This is a genomic window from Eisenbergiella sp. OF01-20 (genome assembly GCF_003478085.1).
Taxonomy (GTDB): domain Bacteria; phylum Bacillota; class Clostridia; order Lachnospirales; family Lachnospiraceae; genus Eisenbergiella.
The window spans coordinates 16,557-37,840 of record NZ_QUES01000029.1 but is presented as its reverse complement, the minus strand read 5'-3'; the positions used below and the strand labels follow the sequence as shown (position 1 = coordinate 37,840).

Sequence of the window (21,284 nt, the reverse complement as noted above, 5' to 3'; positions counted from 1 at the left end):
ATTCCGGGAATCTAATTTACTGTGCGGCAAGCCACGCGTCGAACTGTTTCTGCTCTTCCGCTATGATTTCATCTATTCCTGCCGCCTTCAGCTCCTCATTGAATTTTTTCAGATAAGTGTCCACATCCACCAGGCCATAGAGCAAAGCGTCTCTGTATTCCGCAACTACCGTGGTACATGCCGCCATCTGGTCATAAACCGGGGCGCTGTCGAATACAAAGCCCATCGCTTCTGAAAATTCTGCATGATTGGGGGCATCCAGCATATCGGTATAATAAGTCACCATTTCCGTTTCCAGCGGAATGCTCAGACACTGGTTGGGATAGAACCACGGGCAGTCCTGATTCCAGGTGCTGTTGTTCTGTGTAACACCTTCGGGACGTCTTGCAATGCCCTTCTCATCCACACTATAATGCACACCTTCAATACCCAGGATAAAGTACCTGGCCACCTTCTCATCTGTGGCCATCAGGTACAGAAGCTTCATTGCTGCGTCCGGCTCCTTGCATACGGTGGAAATCATCCAGCCGCCCAGCACGGAAGCACTTGTCCCGACCATATCCGTCAGTTGGAACTCGATGGGTTCATAAGGGCTGTAGGCAATCAGCGCCTTGATATAATCCGGGCTGTAGCCCCCCAGGTAGCAACCTGCGGAAACGCCGTTATTATACTGGGAAATCGTCATTTCATTATTCAGGGGATCATCCATCATTAAGCCGGCGTCCTTCCATGCCTTCATACGAAGGCAGAACTCGCGCCACTCATCCGTCTCATACAGATTGACAATCTCCTTCGTATCCACCCCCCGGTTCATCAGTACGCCAAGCCAGTTGCTGTTTCCCAGGCTGTCTATGCCGATGACAGCTTCATTATTCGTATTGATCATATAAGCGAATTCCGGATGGGCTGCCTTTGCACCCTTCATAATTTGGGTCATTTCATCCAGTGTAATCCGCTCCCCGTCTCTGTCCGCAATACCAAGATCCTCCGCCACATCTTTTCTTAATGCATAAACATCATAGGTTGCATAGCTGTCCACGGAAGGAACCGCGTACTGCACACCGCTGATCTGCTGTGTCTTCAGAACAATTCCGGGATACATTTTCCATAAATCAGGGTAAACTGCCAAATATGGATCCAGAGGGATGCATTGTTCGTTTTTCACACATCCGTCCAGTGTAGAATAGAATCTCCAGCAAAATAGATCCAAAGGCTGTTGATTGTCAGACAGCATAAGCGTCAGCTGCGTGGAGAGATCCCCCAGGGCCATCTGCACCATATCAGCCTTCACTCCTGCATTAATAGATACCAGATACTCGTTTAAAGCATCCTCCACCATCTGTTCGTCCGCCATTTCACTAAGAACAGGCACCTGTACCGTAATCGCAGGCCACTCGTCCGGGTTTTCCGATGCCGGAAATTCTCCGGCTGTTTCCGCTGTGCCCGCCGCTTCCTCACTGCTGTCCGTCTGAGGCTGCGCCGCCGGTGACTTCTGTGAACACCCTGCAAGCGAACCTGTCAATACAACTGCAAGAATCAGTGACAATAGCTTTTTATTCATCGTATATTACCTCCCCTGTCTGTTTGTTAAGCATATTCTAATCAAACAGGGACGTGAAAAATATGCAAAATCAGAGAAGGTTTATTGCATTTTCTGATTCGCTGCCGCCTTGCGGTATTCCATGGGCGTACAGCCCACTAACTGTTTAAAGCTTCTTGTAAAATTGGAATAGTTTCCATAGCCCACATGGCCGGAAATTAAAGTCACCGGCAATGTCGTTGTGGACAGCAGTATTTTGGCCGACTCCATTTTTTCATTTACAATATATTCCTTCAGGGTAAAACCGGTATTCTTTTTAAAAAGCTTCGTTAAATATTCCGGGTTCATTCCCGCATAGTCCGCAATTTCCGTTACCGCCAGATCTGTATCCAGATGCTGCCTGATGTATTTTACCGTTTCCTGGATCACATCCTTCGTTTCCCCTCTGCCAATAATCTCCTGCAGCTTTTGGGTGATATAAGTCAGCGCTTTTTCAAACAGATCATAGCCCTGCCAGGCATTCATATAGGTCAGGTAGGGCAGCTCGTTATCGAAAATCTGCTCGCTGCCAATCTGATGGTTTACGAGATAGACAAGCAGAAGCTGTGTGACGCTCTGATGCAGGTTCATCATGCCGGTGGCATTCATATGTCCGTGGTAATCTTTGGTGATATAAGTAAGAATGCTGTCCTTAAAGCTCAGAAACTGATCCTGCTCCAACAACTTTTTCCAGGTATTCAGCTGGAGCCTGTAGGAATTACTGTTCACATCCTTTTCATTTTCACGGGGAATGAACACACGGCTTTCCCGGCGCACATTGTCCTTTTTTGCCTGGAATAAAGGCTGTGAATATTTCACAAGTTCTGAAGGTTCGCAGGCTCTTCCGCAGTAAATTGCCATTGAGGTCAAAAGTACGCGGTACGCCAGAATGCGGAAGCTTTCCAGCTTCCCGGAAAGCGTCCCCGTTTCATAAGCCAGTTCTTTTTTCCAATACAGGAGTATGGCAAAATCCGTACTATTTTCTTCCAGCACAATAATACTGTATACCTTTAAATCCTGAAACACTTCATCCAGGATATTCTGGTAAATCAGGCGCAGAATAGGTTTTTCTATTTTTTCCAGATTCCTCTGCGTTTTTAGAACCTGGATCAATACGGGCATATAGTCCGATTCGCCCGCACCGTTAACATTATGACCGGCAATCAGTCTGCGCAGGTAGGAGTCTTCCTCATTGCCCCCCTCCAGATACTGGAGGGTGCCCGTTTCAAGAATACTTTCCTCGTAGGTCTGGAAAAAGGCGCCCATATTTATCAGCTCCCTGTTTTTCCGCTCAATCTTGATCTGGGAAACGGCCCGTTCCACAACGCTTTTCAATTCCTGAGTGCTGACGGGCTGAAGAACATAATCGAAGCTCTGCATAGAAATCGCTTCCTTCATGTATTTCACATCCGCGTAGGCCGTCAGGAAAATCACCTTCACCTCCGGGTATCTCTCAAGCACCCATTTGGCAAAGGTGATTCCGTCCGTTTCAGGCATAACAATATCGCAGAGGAAGATATCGTAACTGTACGTATTCATCCATTCCTTTGCTTCCTCAGCGCTGTCGGCCGTATCAATTCTTTCCATTCCCAGCTTCATTTCCTGAAGCTGGGAATATACGGTTTTCAAAACCGTTTTCTCGTCATCAATAATCAGTATGTTCATCTTTATACCTTTGAGGCAGCAGTATTTCCGTAACAGCCCCTCCGGTTGGGCTGTTATAGAAGTATAGCTTCGCCTTCTCCCCATATAACAAATAAATCCGGTACTTTATATTATCGACTCCAACCTGCATAGAATGATACTGGAATTCCGTCACAGGCCTGTTCAGCTGCTCCAGCTGTTCCGGACGATACCCCTCCCCATTATCCGTAATATGGATTCTTGTATACCATTTCCCATCATCTTCTATTCTGCCCGCCGTAATGGAAACGGAAAGCACCCTGCCCTTATTCACCGCATATTTTACGGAATTCTCCACAAACGTCTGCACACACAAAATGGGAATCTCACAGGATTTCGTCTCCTCGTCCAGGCTAATCTGCAGGAGAATAGGCATTGCGTTTTTAATAATATAAATATCGCAGTAGGCTTTGACCTCTTCTATTTCCTCGGCCAGTGTAACCAGGCTGTCCGAATCCTGAAATACATAGCGGAAATGCCTGGACACGGCAAAAATCATGGTTTTCACCGTATCCACATCATTTTCATTGAGAAGGGAAGCTACAATATTCAGACAGTTCAGGAAAAAATGGGGCCTTACCTGCAGCTGATAATACTGCAGCAGCGCGGCGTTGGCTTCCTTCTCCTTTTTGTATTTTTCCTGCTCCAGCTGCCCCATCTCCGCAATCAGTTCATCCAGCTTTTCATTAATCAGCCGGATCTCCTCCAACTGTTTTTCCTTCCTCGCCCCTCCGGAAGCTTCAGGCGTCTCTCCTCTTTTCATTTCCGTCAGGCGGTGTACAAAATGATCGATAGGCTGGTAAATAATGCGCTTTACAAACCTGTACACATTCCACAAAACAGCAAAAGCCGCCAGAGGAATCAGGATGAACAGCAGCCAGAATTCCGCCTGGTTCCAGAAGGCCAGCTTTTCATCCTTATGTATCAGCATAAGCTGAAGGTTCTGCCCTTCCACAGCAGCCCTGGAAATCATGTACTTCAGGCCCGATTTATCCGTACCGCCCTTCAGCTTCTCCACAGCGGACGCTTCGTCAAGAAGCCTGTCTCCCAAATTTGCAAGGATATTCCCCTGCTCATCGGAAATGATAAGCTGCATATTTTCCCGCAATACAAAATAACCCGACAGATTGACCGCATATCCCAAATATTTCCCTCGATCCCCCAGAATATATAAGAGATAAATTTCCCCTTCATAGGCCATTATTTTTTCATATGGCATTTTTTCACCTGTATGCATCCTCACTTCCGCTTTAACCGCCTGATTCAGGCGGTAGCTGTCTCCTGCATAAGGATAGCTGCTGAACTCACTGTTCAGGGAGTCCCAGTCCTGATCATAATAAAAAACGCCGCCGAAATAGTCCAGATTATCTGCCTTGGTACTGAAGTTATTATTCAGGTAATAGGAAGCAAGCATCCATTGATCTTCCGTAATCTGAGGCCGTTTGAGCATCTGGTAATGAACGTTGTTCCCATACAGATTTTTAATATAAGCTTCCAGGGAGCCGATATCCCGGGCGAGCTGCTGTGCATAATCGGAGGTCATGGCTGCATGATCCCTTTTATACACATTCCTGTACTGCAGCATGATATAGCCTCCGAAACACATTAAAAGCAACAGTAACAGGACGGAACCGCCTACACCGCCTATAAATAAGTATCTTTTTATGGAACCCTTTTTACTCGCCAGAGCCGGGATTTCCTTTTTGTCCATACCTCTAATTCCTTCCTTCTCTCACCAGCGCTTTGTGGGCCGGGGAACCTGCGCCGCAGTTTAAAACGTACCGCACATTTACAATCCTCTATCGGTGCCGGAAACGGCTTCTCCGTAACAAGACGGTACTCAATGCTCACGCAGACAAAGCCTATCTGACACGCCTGCACAAGTGCACTAACCGGGCGGTATTTCTTCGTAAGCTCCTTAATTCTCCACCCGCCGCCGTGAACCCAGATAATCACAGGCCGTTTTCCCTTAGGTTTTTCGTTTGGTATCATGAGATCAAGGTACATAGGGTGATCCCCTCCTATCCCATAGGCCACATCTTCATAGAAATCGATATTGCAGGCCTCCCAATCCGCCCTGAACTCCTCTGCCACACCTGTTTCTTCTCCGGTTAACTTTTTAAAATTCAGTATCTTTCTCCCTCCTGTAATTCGGAATACTTTTATAACTGCTAAAATAGTAAACAGTTACAAAATTTTTACATAATAGTCCACTTATTTTAATAAATGAGGCCAGGAAAAAATATTCAAAAACAGATTTCATATATCATATTTTCTGATGTATAAATTATATACTGTTTCTGGGCCGTACCGATGAATTAACCGCCGTATTTATATCGGATCGTTCCGGAGAAGTCAGTATAGAGGTATCCAGCCAGGCCAAACAGCTCAATACCTGGAGAATCATTGACTAATGATGATTATGATAGAAGATGAAAACCACATCTACGGAGATCTGGTAGCGCCATATGCAATTACTTTTGATAAAACCAAGATAGGTAATCTATTAAGAAAGGCTCCCGATACTTTAATACAAACCTATCTGGCCGTTCCTCAAAATATCAGAAATGCGTTTAAATCAAACGGCTTTATTATAAAAATGACCGAATGGGACGTGCAACAAGAAGCTGCCTTAATTGCTTTATTTCCTATTTAAGGACTGCCCATCAGTCCGCCTCTATTTTTCATGCTGAAATCCGGCCGGAGACATACCTGTATGTTTTTTAAAGACAACGCAAAAATAGCTTGCGGAAGAAAATCCCAACAACTGGCTGACAGCTGTGACAGTCAACGTATTCTTCTTTAACAGATGCATAGCCTCTTTTACTTTACGTTCCTGTACAAAACAGGAAATTGTTTTGCCTGTTGCTTTTTTAAATTGCCTGCATAAATAAGAAAGGTTAACCTTCAGTTGTTCGGAAAGGAGCGTCGGGGTTATATTTTCATAAAGATGGGATACCACATAATGGTTCACTCTCTCAGCCAGCGGAGAATTTGTCTGCAAGCCCTTTAATGCAGCGATCTGACGGGTATATTCCCGTATAAATTCCACGAAGATATATGTCAGTTCAGAGACATTTGAGGCGTGTTGGATTTTTCGGTCATATTGTTCGAACAGAGCCGTGACAAGGGCTATATCCAGATTTGCGCGCAGGGCTATCCTGGAACAAAAGAAATTGGCGCTGCACATAATATTGGATCTGTTCCGAAAAAGCTGCGGATCATCAAAAGCCTCCCCCTTTCTTATCAGCATACTATTTAGAATGATTTGTTCCAGCACATCACTTCTTCCATTTTCAATACATTCCACCAATTCTTTTTCCAATGGTATATCTCCGGTATTTTCAGGTTCCGGGATACTATAAGCGGGAAAATGCAGCAGATTGTTCCAGTGAAATTCCAACAACTCAGGTGATGTACAGGTATTGCATATGAGACGCTGCAGTAGTTTGACGCCAGCCTGGATAGAGACTGAATCACAAGCACCAAGAGCTCGGAAGAAACGTATCAATTCCGATATGTCCTTTCTTGAACGGCCGATTCGTTCCAGAATACGGGATGCCTGCTCCCGGGAACAATCCAGTACACAGGCCGGGCCAATAAAAATTGTCATATTTTTATCAGTAAGTGTCAATCCCGCCATATACATAAATTCCGGTGAAATGCTGTACCAGACAGGAGGAAGTTCCTGTGGAAGGCATTCCATAAGCAACATGGGAAGATTAAAATCAGTCAGAAAATCCATGGTTCTGTTAACCAGTTCATGCCCTATAAAACAACTGACAGGAAGATGCATGGCACGGCTGTAATCGTCAAGCAATTCGAACAATTCCTCTATCCGCATAAGACTGTCATTTCCTTTCATTATTAGTATACAGGCTGATATGAATTATCGCTGCTGCTCAGAATACCTAAACTATAAATATTATACTTATTTTCAGCATTTTTTACAATATAGTTATAAATAGGTAAATATAGTGATATCCAGTATCTTCCATCTCTTTGTAAAATACAACCATAAACTATTCAATCCTGTTGTCAGGAGCTATATTTATTTGGGGGTAGAAAATGAGGAAAATAAGAGAAAAAAATCCAAAGTCGTTAGGAATTGGAAGTCTGTTTGCCTGGCAGAGCAGAGCGGTATCGCACGGAATTTGTATGATGATTCTGGGCTATTTATCAATTTATTGTACAGATACATTAAAAATGGATCCTTATCTTGTGGGGATGCTCCTGGTTTTTAGTAAGCTTTTAGATGGGGTAACTGATATATTCGCAGGATATCTTGTGGATCGCACGAATACAAAAATCGGACGCGGACGTCCCTACGAATTCTGTATTGTCGGTTTGTGGTTTTGCACCTGGTTAATGTATTCCTGCTCGCCGTCCTGGAGCATTGTGGTTAAATGTATCTGGGTTTTGAGTGCTTATGCTATGGTAAACAGTGTATTCTTTACTTTTTTGAATGCAAATGCCACAGTATACATGGTCCGGGCATTTAAGTATGAAGAGCAATATGTGGTGCTAAATTCCTACGGCAATATTATCAGTATGATATGTGTCGCTTTTTTTAATATAATTTCTCCCACTCTTGTTGCCAGATATGCGGTAAATGCCTCCGGATGGAGCAGGATGATTGCAATGCTTGCAGTTCCTATGGCTATTATTGGGCTGCTGCGTTTTCTTTTTATTAAGGAAACGAATCCAATAGATGCCAACCCGGCAGACGGAGGGAAGGAAAAAGTACATCTTAAGGACGTAAAAACAGTTCTTACCAGGAATCCTTATATTTATATCATAGCCTTAATCCTGTTCATCCAGAATTTTGTCACTAATATGGGCGTCAATGTTTATTATTTCACATATGTGGCCGGAGATCTGAATTTAATGGGACTGGTTAATGCGGCAATGCTTCTAGCGATTCCCCTTGCTGCATTCTTCCCAAAAATAATTAAACGCTTTTCTATAAAAAAACTGATTTTAGCGGGATGCCTCGTTACAGCCGCCGGATATCTGCTGAACTTTTTCGCAGAAGGCAATCCGGTACTGCTGGGGATTGCAGGAATTATGTACGGCGGAGGAATCACTCCTATCAGTGTTTTGTTCCCACTTATGATCATAAATTGTGCAGACTTTAACGAGTGGAAGGGAATGCAGCGAATGGAAGGCACCCTGGGATGTGTAACCGGCCTGGCAACTAAAATCGGGTCTGCACTGGGAGCAGGCCTGCTGGGAATCCTTCTCTCCTGTGCCGGATATGTGGGCGATATGACCCAAATACCGGAAAGCGCCGTATGGATGATCCGTATTTTATTCAGCATTATCCCCATGCTTTTATGGCTTGCCGTAGCAGGAAGTTTACTGTTCTATAAACTGGACGGTATGATTCCGAAAATTCGTGAGGAGTTGGATAAACGCAGGGCACAAAGAGAAACGGAAATTTAAAAGTTCTATTGGAGGAAAAGAACATGGAAAAAAAGAAACTGTACATACCCTCGGAAGATAATTACTTTTCACAGCCCTATATTGATGAAGAAGGATGGCGTGATACCCCTGTCCGCCATTATTATGTACACGGCGGGTTCCGCGGAACGGAAAAAAACGGTACGGAGGCCAGGTTTTGTTTTTATTTTCCGGAAAAAGATAACTATGCGGGAAGATTTTTTCAATATGTATCACCCGCACCGGCTGATGAGCATGAATGCGAATGGCTCAGCGGAGAAGATGATAAAATCCGCTTTAGTTTAACCCATGGAGCTTACTTTGTAAACAGCAATCAGGGGGGATTTATCCCCGGAGAAGGGGAGCGTCTGTATAAAACCAGCGCTCACTGTGCGCAGTTTGGCCGTAAGCTGGCCGGGAAACTGTACGAATATGAACACAGGCCCTATGGCTACATCTTCGGAGGGAGCGGCGGAAGCTTTAAGACGATAGGCTGTATGGAAATGACCGAAGGCATCTGGGATGGAGGGGTACCTTATGTGACTGCAAATCCCATGGCCGTACCGAATGTTTTCGGCCCTCGTGTCCGCGTAATGAGAATGCTTGGGGAAGAAAAACTGAAACACCTTGTAGATACAATGGAACCGGGAGGCAGCGGAAATATCTACGAAGGCCTTGATGAAGAACAAAAACAAGCTTTAGCGGAAGCTACCAGGATGGGATTTCCTAAACGCGGATGGTTTCTATGGCCGACAATGGGGGATGGATCCCTGATGGTGCTGGCGCCCTATATATATAATGTATTCCCCAATTATTTTAAAGACTTCTGGGAAAAACCGGGCTATGCGGGTGCGGATCCGGACAGCAATGAAGCAAGGGCCAGAATCCGCTTCGTAACCAGGGTTGCCGGATTGACAGGTTTTTGTGGGGAACAAACTAACAAAGATTGCAGCAGTGTGGACAAAAGCTGGCAAACCCTGTCCGCCGGACAGGATATGGAACCGCAGATCCGCGTAGAAACTATTCCCGATCTGGGAATGCGGCTTTTTCATTGCAGAATTAAAGTATTAAGCGGAAAGGCAAAAGGAAAAGAAAACTCCATTGAAAAAATAGAAAACGGTGTTATTACCGTTGGAAAGGCCTTTGATTGGAGCGATTCCTATCATAACCTGACAGGATTGGCTGTTGGAGATGAAATCCTGCTGGATAACAGCGATTATCTGGCAATGCAGACATTTCAGCGGCATCAGGTGCCGGACGGAAGCTATCATGTATACGATCAGTATCGGGATGAAAAAGGCCTCCCCATCTACCCGCAGCTGCCTTTTCTGCTGTCTCCCATCATCGCCAAAAACGGAGGCGGGGAGGTTCCCACCGGCGATATTCATGGAAAGGTCATCGCTGTCTGCAGTCTGCTGGATGAAAGTGCTTATCCGTGGCATGGGGACTGGTACCGCCATGCGGTGGAGCGGCACCTGGGAAGCAAAACGGACAAAATGTTCCGCCTCTACTACAATGATAACTGCGTACATGAGGATAATACGGCCCGGCTGAATGATCCGGAACAAAGCGATCCGCAGCATCATGTTGATTATCTGGGGGTGCTGCATCAGGCCCTTTTGGATCTGGCGGACTGGTGTGAAAAAAATAGAGAACCCGTACCATCAACTAATTACAAGTACTATGACGGACAGATCGAAGTTCCCGACAGTGCGGCGGAGAGAGGAGGACTGCAGCCTGTGGTAAAAGCTTTTGCCAACGGTAAAAAAAGTATTTTCGTGAAAGCCGGGGAACCGGTAACCTTTACTGCTGTAATAGAGGTTCCAGGGCATACTGGCATTGTAACTGCAGCCGCCTGGGATTTCGAACAGTCAAACGATTTCAGCAGATATGAAAAGCTGGAAATAAATGAAAACAGCCAGACAGCTTATGTGAAAACTACTCATATATTTAAAAGACCCGGAACTTACTTTCCGGTGCTGAAGGCACAGAGCAGCCGGACCGGAACACTTGATGATATCTTTATACAATGCAAAAATCTGGACAGGGTAAGGGTTGTGGTGGAATAAGACAAATATTCCTGACATAGCTCCAGAGAGGAGCCTTACCGGGCGCCTCTCTGTTGATGTTACTTTTTCAAGCACATGACTCGCCATTCATCCGCACATTCCACCCTGCCAGTTCAAAAGGCAGTTCCACCTCAGCTTTCCATCCCTCCGGCAGAATAAGTTCCATTTCCAAGACATGCTCGTCCTGATTCGCCTTCCATTCAAAAAAGATCCTGCCATCAGCACATACCGCACTTCCGCATGCCCAGTTCAGTTCTCCGGGATGTGGATTGATACGGATCGTCCGGGTTAGCTGCATCGGCTGCCCAAGCCCCAGTACCTGATTCACAATCAGCGCCCCAGCCATACCGTTAAATCCATGGCAGCCGCTGAATGCATTGATATTTTCATAGAATGTCCCCGGGCCATGTATTGATTCCGGCAGATATACGTCTTTCAGTTCCTTCACCAGCGTGTCCGTTTTACCCAGCCTGGCAAGTACATCAAACCGTATCATCAGCCCGATAAACAGGTTGGCCCTGCCTATATTAGGATTAGGCCTCAATTTAGGGCAGGTTCCCATGGCCTCCACGAAAGGCTTTACATAGGCAGGTTCCTTTGTCCGGAAACCGCTCCAAAGTTCCAGTGCCAGTCCGGCCTCGGTAAGGCATCCATTTTTTATAAACTGTCCATCTTCATAGGTATAACCATCACTGTCCAATCCCCTGGCTGGCCGGATCTCCTCCAGCCGCCTCCTCACCTTCTTTGCCACTGTTTTCCATCTTTCCACATCGTATAGCTCGCTCATCAGTTCATAGGTATGGACAATCAGACAATTTACCGGGATTGATATGGGATACAGTGAAAATTTTTCATTAGAGAGAGACCAATCCACAAACAGACAGTCAAAACCCTCGAACAATCCACTGGCACCCACATGCGACATAACGGCATCCAAAAACTTTTCCACCCTGGGAAAACATTTATCAATAAAAGCTCTGTCACCGGAACGATGATAGAAATCCCACAGTTCCGTCAGCAGCCAGAAAGACCAGCTCTGGATTCCTGGGGACATTTCTCTGTAATTTTCGCCAGGATATACTTCCGGGAAAAATGCTTCCGCATAATCCTCCGGATTCGTCAGCATAAAATTTTCAATGAAATCCTTTTCCACCTGCAAATCCCCCAAAAGCTGCCAGGCTGCCCGGGAAGTAAACTGAGAATCGCAGAGCCAACCTCCCCTTTCCCGCTGGGGACAATCCATGAAAATATCCAGCGTATTCAGACGCAGGGTTCTTTTCGCCCCTTCATATATCAGGTTCAGTTCTCCGTCGCTGCATTCAAACTGACAAATTTCTTCATCCGGATAGCTGTAGTCCAGCAGATCCGGATATGAAAATGTAATTTCCCCATTTGTACGGATAATAATCTTAAGATATCTGGTAAGTCTGGGCTCAAAGGTTATCAAATTATAGCTTCCCTTTTCAAGCTCATATCGGGCGGCATAGGTATTTCCTCTAACAACGCCTTCTTTATCCGTATGATCCGTATTAATTATGTCGATAACGGCATCCTTCTGTGTCTGCACACAAAGATGGATAAATCCAAGTTCTGATTTCGGTATGGAAAAAACAAAGGCAGAAGCGGTGTGACAATCCGTTACACAAATCCCCTTTTGTCCTTCTCCCATATTGACAGCCTTCCACTGTCCGGAAAACAGCGCCTCCTTCTCTTCCAAAAGCTTCTCGATGAACATATCCTCCGCCTTAAGCATATCATACCATCCCGGGTTAAAGGCTTGCGCCAGTTCAAATACAATGCCGCCGGAAATTTTTTCACAAGGCTCCATATTTTTTACCTTTAAAAGTTTACGGAAGGGAATTGACCGATAGGTTGGATAAGGAGAACGCCGTTCCAGGAAGCGTATGCTTTCTGCTACCGGAACGGGCTTTTTAAAGCTTTCATAGTCCTGCGTTATCCAGCCCAGGCTGTCCTGCGTTAATTGATAATACTCTACGATTCCCCTGCTGTGGCTCATCAGTTCCGCCATAGATTTTCGGTAAAGAATTTCCATATATCCAAAGCTGTCCTCACCGGTTGCCGCTGCGGTTTCCCAGCATCCGTCTTCTCCTTCCAGACTGATTTCTGCAGTAAGAAGCCCCGGCTCCATCGTATTATCATTGCTGTATTTCAAAGGCTTGTCCAGCGCGATAACCTCTATCGCAATTTTCATAATACCATCCGCAGGTATTCTATATTCATCCGTCCTGCAGTACCCCTTTGCGGTCCTGGCAGGGCCGTTCGCTTTCATTTTACCATTTACATACAGACGGTAATAGGTTCTGGCAGCCAATGCAATTTTCATTGCCGCCGGCTTTTCTGCCTTGATATCTGTCCGGAAGCCAAGAATCTGGTTATATTCATATGTCAGGTTCACTCCCCAGACAGGCACTGCTTTGTTAAAATGATACATCATTTTCTCTTTTCCGCCTCCGCTCGCTTATTTCTCATGCTCCTTTGTCGCAAGCATGGCAATCCCTTCAATCCCCGGCATTTCCACCCGCACTTTTCCAGATACCCCTTTTCTTTGTATTTTTCTTGTCATATTCCAGACATCAATAATTTCTATCGTATACCTGCCCTCTGTTGGAAGCTCCACATCCAGGAACCTTCTGCATTGACGCCCGTTGTATATTATAATTACCTCATCTTTATAGCTGCTCCTTAGTTCTGTCATGGTACGGATCAGCGGCCGCAGCAGTTCTTCCGGATAATCCACGAACCCCTCCGGAAATTTACCGTCTGCCGCCAACTCCCTGAGACCTTCTCTTCCCTTATAGAAATAAACTCTTTCCGCATCCAGGACTTCATAAGTCAGATCTCCGGGGAGGGATTCCAGTATCTCCTTCAGGAATGCAATCCTGGGCACACTTTCCCCCTTAAATATCCCTCCTTTGCTCCACCACAGGATCTCTTCCTGATTCCAGAAGGTTTCTCCATGTGTACAATAAGCTCCCATTACCGCAGCTTTCCAAAAGCGGTTCACCATCTCAAAACCCGACAGGTTTCCCCAGGGATATGGAATATCCCCTTCATACCCACATTCGTCGAAAAGGATCGGTTTGCCGTATTCCAGCATCAGTTCCGGCACTTCTTCAAAAGCCGAGCTCTGCAGGCATACATGGGTAGTATCCGGATTCCCAAAGTCCCATTTCCAAAGGAGATTATGGTTGCTGAGGTTATGTCTGCATGATTCTTCTTTTCGGATCAGTGCTGCAAAATCATTCCACCAGTCATGTTCAAAATAAATTACTGCATCATATTCGTTCGCCATGCTCCACCAGATATTGGGAAAAGCGGAGAGCCTTCTTACCGCATACGTCAGATATGCAACACACTCTTTCTTAGACCATTCCGCAAAACCCCAATGGTCATATGGATGAAAAAGTATCAGATCCGCCTGGATACCAAGCCTGTTTAAACGGCCGATATATTCTTCCAGCCTGTTCCAGAATTCATAACACGGTTTTGCCGGATCCGGCTTTCCGTCCGTAAAGAAAAAAGGTAAAAGCTCCGGTTCATTTGAATTATAATCAAAATGTTTCGGAAATACGCAAAATCTGATTTTATTAAACGGAGAGTTTTCCAATGTCCGCATGGTCTGTTCCCTCAGCGCTTTCTCCTGATGAAGCATGGCATATACCGTAGTACCGACAGGAATATAACGAGTTCCGTCTTCATAAATAAAGTGCGCTCCGTCAGGTTTGACAAGACCATGCATACCGTTATTGGCCTTTTCACATAAATCTTCTCCCTCCCCGCTCACTGCACCTTCTATTTTCCATTTGTACAAACCTGTCATTGAAGGCAGGAGTCTCACTTTATACTCTCCATTTCCGGCATAGAATCCTTTTACCTGTTTTTCCGTGTCACCATAATAAAATATCGCATTTACTTCCGCAGGATTATATTTCTTATTTTCACCCTGAAGTGATATCTCAAACATCTCATACTGACGCATTATCCAATCTCCTCCTGATATAGCACTGCCAGTCCCGGCAGGCCTAACTGTTCCAATAAATTATAAATTTCTATCATTTGTACAATTGCCTTTAAATTCAATAGCGATTTCACTTCTTACTCATAATCCTCAATCCGCCACTCATCCAGCCAGTCAATATATACCATTCCCAGAGGGTGCTTATCGGAAGGTTCTGCAAACCGCAGCGGTAACCATACATAGTCTGCAATCGATGTATTATCTGTTATATCCTGAGGATGGTTCATCACTAATTCTTTCCAGTCTGCTTCTGCCTCCGGATTAAACATAGCTTCAAACATCTTTGCATAATCTTCATATTTTTCATCCATATGCTCCGGCAGCCAACGATCGGCACAGGCAATATAGAGATCCTTTTTCCCCGGCACCTTAAATACAGAAGAAATCTGTGAATGAAAAGAGGTATTGCTTTTATCCTCCGGATGAGGATTGCCTAAAACGGTAAAAGGTCCATGCCAGCTGTCAGAGACAGCTGCCTCAGACGGGTTGGGCAAATAGCCTGTAGTACCTGAAGTAATCAGATAGTGCTTATTTTTTCTCACAAAATGCGCCGTGGCTTCTCTCACATACGGAGGGTACGGATGCGGGAAATGAGTGCTGTAGTATCCGGTAACATCCGTATAATCTGCAGTCAAATCCGCACATATCGTTTCTGAATGGACCCGTTCAAAATAATAGTAGGCTTTTCCATCCGGCGCCGCTGCAAGGTCGAAATCCCCGGCACTCATATTCAGCGGCTTCAGTCCTTCCCTGACTTTGGTATATGGCCCCAGAAATTCATCTGCAGTAAGCACGGTTTCCGTCTGTGTACCATCTTTATTCATGATTTTCAGCCATGCCACATATTTTTTCGTATCTTTATTGTAAATAATATGTGGTCTGTCCATCTGGGAAGCGGGATGCAATGATGATTCCGGATCATCCGCTTCCGGAGGAATGATCAGCCCTTTATCCTCCCAGTTATATAAATCCCTGGAAGCATAGCAGCGTACCCCCCAGTGCCAGATACCATTTTTCCCATCCGTTTTTTCTTTATTTTCTCCGTAAAAATAATAGGTTCCGTTAATATAAATCACAGAGCCACCATGGGCCTGGATTCTTTTTCCTTCCGTATCCAGCCATACCTGGCCAGGTCTTATTGAATGATACATGCTTTTCCTTCTTTCCCTATTTTAATTAACGCAGTCCGGTTACCAACTAAGCCGCAGCCCTTGTAAATTACTTTTCCTTAACTGAACTACTAGTGTTCACTGCTCAATCCTTACCCTGGCATAAAATCCCCTGTTTTTCCCTTCCGGATAGCCGTCCCTGCTGATACGGAAGCTCCCTGTCAGGCGGATATCATCGGAAGCGCTTCCCAGGAGTACCTCCACATCCCCCTCTTCTGTTTTCCATCTTCCGTCTCTGTCGGGAAAAGCCAGCTGGCTTGCCCCAACCGTAAATGTAACCGTTTTTTTCTGTCCGGGCTTCAGCGCAACCCGGGCAAATCCCTGAAGTTCTTGATTGGGCCGTGTTACGGAGGCAAACATATCTCTTAAGTATAGCTGCACTACCTCTATACCCTCTCGTCCGCCGTCATTGATAAGATCCACACTGATTAGGATTTCCCCATAGGGTTCCACCTGTTTCTTATCCATCCGCAGATTTTCATACAAAAAAGAAGTATACGACAAGCCATGCCCGAAGGCATACCTGGGCTTGTGAGGCAAATCCACATATTCGGGAAAGCCCACACTTTCCCCCTGATGCCAGCCGGAACCGTTGGGATGATTGTAGTACACGGGAATCTGTCCCGCTTCATAAGCCACGGAAACCGGAAGCTTGCCGCATGGATTACAGACGCCCGTCAGGACATCCGCAATCGCTTCCGCCCCCGCTTCGGAAGGGCTGAAAGCTTCCAGAAGGGCATGCAGATACCGATCCGCCGCATCGCTGGAAACGGGCCTGCCGTTAAAATGGATCCCCACCATAGGCTTCCCCAGGGCGGCCGCCTTCTTAATGAATTCCTCCTGGCAGACGGGAAGGTTGATATCCGCTGCATCCACTCCCTCCCCCATAGTGGCTATGGAACTGGTGCCGTGCTTTCCTCCCAGAGTCAGAATCAGAAGATCCGCCTCCGCCGCTTTGGCAAGGGCTTCCTCATAGCCGGAGGTATCATTTCCCGCATACGGATACCCATAGGCATAAAGTATTTCCGTTTCCGGCATCTCTTCCCGCAGCTGCACCAGCAGGCTTTTTGCCGAGGGTGCGATTTTGTGTACAAGCGCTTCCGGCACTACCGAATCCACCTGAACCTTTGATCCCGGATAGGTTTTCATGGATACCTGCTGGTTATCTCCTTTTACCCCGGCCATGGAGGCCTGGGCGGCGTACAGCCCTTCCGCCATGCTGAAATGTGTATAACCGCCGAACATAACCCTTGGCGTTTCCCCATGACAGCCTATCAGGGCTATTCTTTTTATCTTTTTAGAAAGCGGAAGCGTCCCGTCATTCTTAAGCAATACCAGCGATTCCCTGGCGGAACGTTCCGTAACGGCCCGGTCGCCCGAAAAAAAGAATTCCTTCTCCAGCTCCTCTTCGGCCAGGGCAAACGGGTTCTCAAACAATCCCATACGGAACTTAGCGGCCAGGACACGCATGACGGCACGATCCAGCACTGCCATATCGGCTTTGCCTTCCGCAAACCACTCCTTCAGCCTGTCATTAAAGCACTGCACCACATGCAGCTCCATGTCCATCCCCGCTTCCAGCCCTCTCAGCCCCGCCTCTTCCAGGCTTCGGCACACTCTTTGAACTAAATGCACATTTCCCAGGGCACAGTAATCCGAAACCACAAGGCCGTCAAACCCCATCTCCTCCCGCAGCAAACCAGTGAGAATTGTCTTAGAAACCGAAACCGGCTCTCCATTCAGGGAACAATAACAGGGCATAATTCCACGCAGGCCGGCTTCCGTAATCGCCGCCTGAAAAGGTTTCCCATATATTTCACGCAAAAGCCTGTCCCCTATTTCACAGTCAGCCCCATGGATCCCTCCATGGGAAGCATGGAAGCCGAGAAAATGCTTGGCAACCGCCTCCGCCTTCCGGCCATTTTGCCTTTCTGCCTGTATCCCCCTGGTAAAAGCAGTCCCCATGGCTGCGGCCAGGGTGGGATCCTCCCCATAGGTTTCCCCCTGCCTTCCCATTCTGGAATCCCTGGATATATCCAGTACAGGAGCGAATATATGCGTAATCCCCACTGCTTTCTCCTGCCGGCTGACAATCCGTCCCAGCTCTTCTTCCAGCTCCATATCCCAGGAAGCCGCCCGGTTAATCCCTGCCGGAAGGCTGAGCGCACCCTGGATAAACGCCCCGCATAACCCTTCCATATGGAAAATAGCCGGAATATGGTGAGGGCTTTGCCCCATCACCATTTCCTGAACCTCACGCTGCATCCGTGCACATTCCTCCAATGTATCAAGAGTTCTCATCTCTAATGCGCTGACCTGCCCGACTCCGTGTGGATAATTGTTTTTCAATGCGGAATAATCCGTTCCCTGTGGAAAATAACAGGTAAGCTGCGCCAGCTTTTCCTCTAATGTCAGCTCCTGCAAAAGCAGCCTGGCCCGTTCTGCCGCTTCCAGCGATATATCCATATATTTTTGATTTATATGTTCTTTCATTCCATTTTCTCCATCTATTGTTTATTGCTTTCCAATACAGCGATCCCTTCAATTCCGGGAGGAAAATTTTCTACAGTCATTTCCCCTGAACTTAAATGCTTTTATAACCTCTTTTATAATATAATGCCACAGGCCCCAGCAACCCGCCCGGCTCCAGTGAATTGTATACCGCTGCACTCATGCTCCGCCCAAATGCAAAGGAATCCGGTTTTTGGGTATCCCTTGCCGTGCCGGTATCCACTTCGATTCTGATATCATTCTTCCCGCGGATTACATAAGGTCCTATCTCGAAATAGTAGGGTGCATTCTGTGCATAGCCCACCGGCTTTCCATTGATATAGACACCGCACCTCTCATAGACAGCCCCCAAATCAAGGACATCCGGCAGGGCTGTCCACTCTGCGCTTGTCTCATAAACCACTCTTCCCGTATATCTGGGATAATAGCCGGCGCCATTGATATTAACCAGTTCTCCGGTTTCAAACACCGCCCCATTCTGCAGGGAAACCTTCCATTTTACCTGGAATTCTTTTCGTTCAAACGTTTCCGGAGCCTTTACCTCCGGGATCTCCCTGTCTCTCAGAAGCAAAACCCTTGCTTCAAACTCGTCCATACAAAAAATGCAGGAGCATCCTCTTTCTTCCGGTATGACCGTTGTTTTCCACATACGTTTTCTCATGACATCCAGGGAATATATATTTTTCTGATAAGGGAAGGAAACAGACAGTTCCGCTCTCTTTCCCTCATTAACAAGAAGATAATACTCTCCCTCGTCACATGTAAAATGTGCATATCTGATATCCGGGTTTTCGTCACCCAAAAAAATATCGCGGTGAATCAACTTATCCAGCGCCCCGGCCAGTTGTGTCTGTTTTACCAGCATACCATAGGCACAGGTTAATGGTCTGCCGTTTTCCGCTATCACGTCCGGCCTCCGGTCACAAAACAGAACCGGAAAGCCTGTCTTCTCCGCCGCCTGCAGAAATCGGGAAACGGACTCCGGAAGAGCCTGCGCAGCCGGTATTATCAGCGCCTCATACACATTTCCATTAACCGCCAGCCCTTTTCCCGTATCCGTACTGTAATAATCCGTATCGGTAAATACGTCGGCAGGTATCACATCATAGCTAATCTGATGCCTTGCCAGTTCTCCGCCGGGAATCTGAAATCTTTGGAAATCACCCTGGAACCATTCCGCCTCGGCATGATACAAAATTGCCGTTTTTATTACCGCCTTTGTCCGGTGCATCAAATGGCACATCCTGTTCACATAGCTGTTCTCCTCCCTGCAGCATCTCTCCTCTGCTCCGGGTATTTCAGGCGGAGCCGGTATCATTTCATTGATTCCGTTTACCAGAAGATGATCATATACGAATTTACGAAGCCGGGAACCGGCTATATCCCCATATACCGCAAATACCTCACAGAAGCTTCTTCCCTTCTTGCCGGGATCAATATGGGCGGCCGACGATGCAAGCTTGGCTATCCCATAATGATAAAATTCACCGTCTCCCTCCGTACTTCCATACCAGGCCTGGGGAAAGTCCTTTCCGGGCATCAGCTGCCCGCCGATGAGGTCAATTCCAGCCGCATCCTGATGGGCCTGCATCCTGAAATAATGTACCGGGCCATTTGCCAGACTGCAGTGGGTGTTCTCGTCCTCCAGATTATGGCCGATATAACCAAGGCCATGACTCCTGCACCACTTGTGCATCTGCCCATTGTAGGTTTCCCGGACAATACGGGAAATCATATCCATAAAAAGGTAACGCACTCTGTGAAACTGTCCGTCATCCTTTTCCCAGAGAAGAGGCAGTACTCTGCGGAAGTCTTCTTTCCATATTTCCTTCCAGCATTCTGCGGCCTGCCTGCTCCAGGGCAGGGCCATGCTTTCCCCTTCCTGATTCCTTTTACTCCCGGGAAGCACCGGATAGCAGTATCCCCATAAGTTTCCTATCTCTGCTTCATCATAAAAGAAACCCAGCCAGGTTTTTCCGATTTCCTCCTTCAGATGTTCCAGATGGGGTTCATAAATCGTCCTGATATTCAAGGCTGCCGAATCCGGATTTAAAAGATCCATATAATACCGCCTGCCGCCGTCATTATGTGTTTCAAATATCACAAAAATTCTCCACAGGCCCTCCGGTACTTCCCAGAGAAGCATGCCGTCCCTGACCTGATCTGTCAGATCAATCCCGGCGGACATACAAAGCCCCTCTTCCAGCCTCGGCAAAGCAACAACCGCAAACAGCTTATCTCCCGGAAACGGCCTGGCTTTACCAAAGCCCTTTTCCTGATCCGTACTGCGGATGGAACCCGTCAGATCGGAAATAAGAAAGCAGCCCTCCGAAACAGGCCCCTTTACATCCAAATGCCTCTCTCCCAGATACAGCTTGTTTAATTCCAGGTATTCTTCCTTTTCCAGAACCCCTTCTACCCTGCCTGTGGGAAATGGAGCGGCATCCTGCATCATGAAGGTCATCCCCTGCTCCCGGCAGATATCCGCCACCCATTGGATTCTCGTCCAGTATTTATCCGAATTAAATGGGGTAAAACTTTCATCCTCCTCTTTTCCGCTCCAAAGAAGATTCATAGAACGGATTCCAATCCTCTTCTGTTTCAGAATTCTTTCTTTCACTGCAGCAAAGTCATCCTGTACGGATAAAGCGGTGAAAGGATGCAGATAATTTGGTATTGTTTCATCTGACATCATTTCCTGCAATATACTGTCCATAATCAGCTTTCCTTCCTATTATAAAAGAAGCGAACAGATTCCTTTTCCGGGAATCTATTCGCATTTATTCCTGTAA

Annotated in this window: 13 protein-coding genes; 3 read left to right on the top strand and 10 right to left on the bottom strand. The window is 46.5% G+C overall.

All coding sequences use genetic code 11. The annotated features are described in order from the left end of the window. Positions 1-16 precede the first annotated feature (16 nt). The 4 genes from DXA36_RS24270 to DXA36_RS24255 all read right to left on the bottom strand — a co-directional run bounded on the left by DXA36_RS24270 (position 17) and on the right by DXA36_RS24255 (position 5,356). Entirely contained in the window at positions 17-1,561 is a 1,545-nt protein-coding gene (locus DXA36_RS24270; protein ID WP_118682013.1) for an ABC transporter substrate-binding protein, read from the bottom strand. 81 nt (positions 1,562-1,642) lie between these two features. Next, positions 1,643-3,244, bottom strand: a complete 1,602-nt coding sequence (locus DXA36_RS24265) for a response regulator transcription factor (RefSeq protein ID WP_182479244.1) — start codon at positions 3,242-3,244, stop codon at positions 1,643-1,645. Continuing rightward, positions 3,225-4,973, bottom strand: coding sequence for a sensor histidine kinase (locus tag DXA36_RS24260; RefSeq protein WP_118682011.1), 1,749 nt, complete (start codon positions 4,971-4,973; stop codon positions 3,225-3,227). The genes DXA36_RS24265 and DXA36_RS24260 overlap by 20 nt, the downstream gene beginning before the upstream one ends. Then, positions 4,925-5,356 (bottom strand): alpha/beta hydrolase, encoded by a 432-nt coding sequence (locus DXA36_RS24255; RefSeq protein WP_118682010.1) that lies wholly within the window; start codon positions 5,354-5,356, stop codon positions 4,925-4,927. The genes DXA36_RS24260 and DXA36_RS24255 overlap by 49 nt, the downstream gene beginning before the upstream one ends. A gap of 319 nt (positions 5,357-5,675) precedes the next feature. Between DXA36_RS24255 and DXA36_RS24250 the strand changes: the two genes are divergently transcribed. Continuing rightward, positions 5,676-5,918 carry a hypothetical protein gene (locus DXA36_RS24250; RefSeq protein ID WP_118682009.1) on the top strand — a complete coding sequence of 81 codons (243 nt, stop codon included), beginning with the start codon at positions 5,676-5,678 and terminating at the stop codon, positions 5,916-5,918. Positions 5,919-5,939: 21 nt separating this feature from the next. On the opposite strand, the gene DXA36_RS24245 is transcribed toward DXA36_RS24250, so the two are convergent. Next, the gene (locus DXA36_RS24245) at positions 5,940-7,106 is read right to left on the bottom strand and encodes a helix-turn-helix transcriptional regulator (protein WP_182479243.1); all 1,167 of its coding nucleotides are present in this window, start codon (positions 7,104-7,106) and stop codon (positions 5,940-5,942) included. A 224-nt stretch (positions 7,107-7,330) separates the two neighbouring features. Here DXA36_RS24245 and DXA36_RS24240 point away from each other — a divergent pair, with 224 nt between their 5' ends. Both DXA36_RS24240 and DXA36_RS24235 read left to right on the top strand, forming a co-directional pair. After that, a complete protein-coding gene (locus tag DXA36_RS24240) occupies positions 7,331-8,707 on the top strand; it encodes an MFS transporter (protein ID WP_118682007.1) in 1,377 nt (458 codons plus the stop codon). A gap of 23 nt (positions 8,708-8,730) precedes the next feature. Further along, complete coding sequence (locus tag DXA36_RS24235; protein ID WP_118682006.1) at positions 8,731-10,773, top strand: hypothetical protein; 2,043 nt, start codon at positions 8,731-8,733, stop codon at positions 10,771-10,773. A 67-nt stretch (positions 10,774-10,840) separates the two neighbouring features. On the opposite strand, the gene DXA36_RS24230 is transcribed toward DXA36_RS24235, so the two are convergent. The 5 genes from DXA36_RS24230 to DXA36_RS24210 form a co-directional block, all read right to left on the bottom strand. Beyond that, positions 10,841-13,228 (bottom strand): alpha-L-rhamnosidase-related protein, encoded by a 2,388-nt coding sequence (locus DXA36_RS24230; protein ID WP_118682005.1) that lies wholly within the window; start codon positions 13,226-13,228, stop codon positions 10,841-10,843. Positions 13,229-13,252: 24 nt separating this feature from the next. Next, positions 13,253-14,773 carry a DUF5060 domain-containing protein gene (locus tag DXA36_RS24225; RefSeq protein WP_118682004.1) on the bottom strand — a complete coding sequence of 507 codons (1,521 nt, stop codon included), beginning with the start codon at positions 14,771-14,773 and terminating at the stop codon, positions 13,253-13,255. A gap of 116 nt (positions 14,774-14,889) precedes the next feature. Further along, positions 14,890-15,963, bottom strand: coding sequence for a family 43 glycosylhydrolase (locus DXA36_RS24220; protein WP_118682003.1), 1,074 nt, complete (start codon positions 15,961-15,963; stop codon positions 14,890-14,892). A gap of 96 nt (positions 15,964-16,059) precedes the next feature. Continuing rightward, entirely contained in the window at positions 16,060-18,474 is a 2,415-nt protein-coding gene (locus DXA36_RS24215) for a glycoside hydrolase family 3 N-terminal domain-containing protein (protein ID WP_207666377.1), read from the bottom strand. 91 nt (positions 18,475-18,565) lie between these two features. Continuing rightward, entirely contained in the window at positions 18,566-21,208 is a 2,643-nt protein-coding gene (locus tag DXA36_RS24210) for a hypothetical protein (protein WP_118682002.1), read from the bottom strand. Positions 21,209-21,284 lie beyond the last annotated feature (76 nt).

What these genes read in the sequence shown, in the direction of transcription:
- DXA36_RS24235 (WP_118682006.1), top strand. Translation starts at nt 8,731, where the DNA reads ATGGAAAAAAAGAAACTGTACATACCCTCGGAAGATAATTACTTTTCA.
- DXA36_RS24240 (WP_118682007.1), top strand. Translation starts at nt 7,331, where the DNA reads ATGAGGAAAATAAGAGAAAAAAATCCAAAGTCGTTAGGAATTGGAAGT.
- DXA36_RS24245 (WP_182479243.1), bottom strand. Translation starts at nt 7,106, where the DNA reads ATGCGGATAGAGGAATTGTTCGAATTGCTTGACGATTACAGCCGTGCC.
- DXA36_RS24260 (WP_118682011.1), bottom strand. Translation starts at nt 4,973, where the DNA reads ATGGACAAAAAGGAAATCCCGGCTCTGGCGAGTAAAAAGGGTTCCATA.
- DXA36_RS24250 (WP_118682009.1), top strand. Translation starts at nt 5,676, where the DNA reads ATGATGATTATGATAGAAGATGAAAACCACATCTACGGAGATCTGGTA.
- DXA36_RS24230 (WP_118682005.1), bottom strand. Translation starts at nt 13,228, where the DNA reads ATGATGTATCATTTTAACAAAGCAGTGCCTGTCTGGGGAGTGAACCTG.
- DXA36_RS24215 (WP_207666377.1), bottom strand. Translation starts at nt 18,474, where the DNA reads ATGAAAGAACATATAAATCAAAAATATATGGATATATCGCTGGAAGCG.
- DXA36_RS24225 (WP_118682004.1), bottom strand. Translation starts at nt 14,773, where the DNA reads ATGCGTCAGTATGAGATGTTTGAGATATCACTTCAGGGTGAAAATAAG.
- DXA36_RS24220 (WP_118682003.1), bottom strand. Translation starts at nt 15,963, where the DNA reads ATGTATCATTCAATAAGACCTGGCCAGGTATGGCTGGATACGGAAGGA.
- DXA36_RS24270 (WP_118682013.1), bottom strand. Translation starts at nt 1,561, where the DNA reads ATGAATAAAAAGCTATTGTCACTGATTCTTGCAGTTGTATTGACAGGT.
- DXA36_RS24265 (WP_182479244.1), bottom strand. Translation starts at nt 3,244, where the DNA reads ATGAACATACTGATTATTGATGACGAGAAAACGGTTTTGAAAACCGTA.
- DXA36_RS24210 (WP_118682002.1), bottom strand. Translation starts at nt 21,208, where the DNA reads ATGGACAGTATATTGCAGGAAATGATGTCAGATGAAACAATACCAAAT.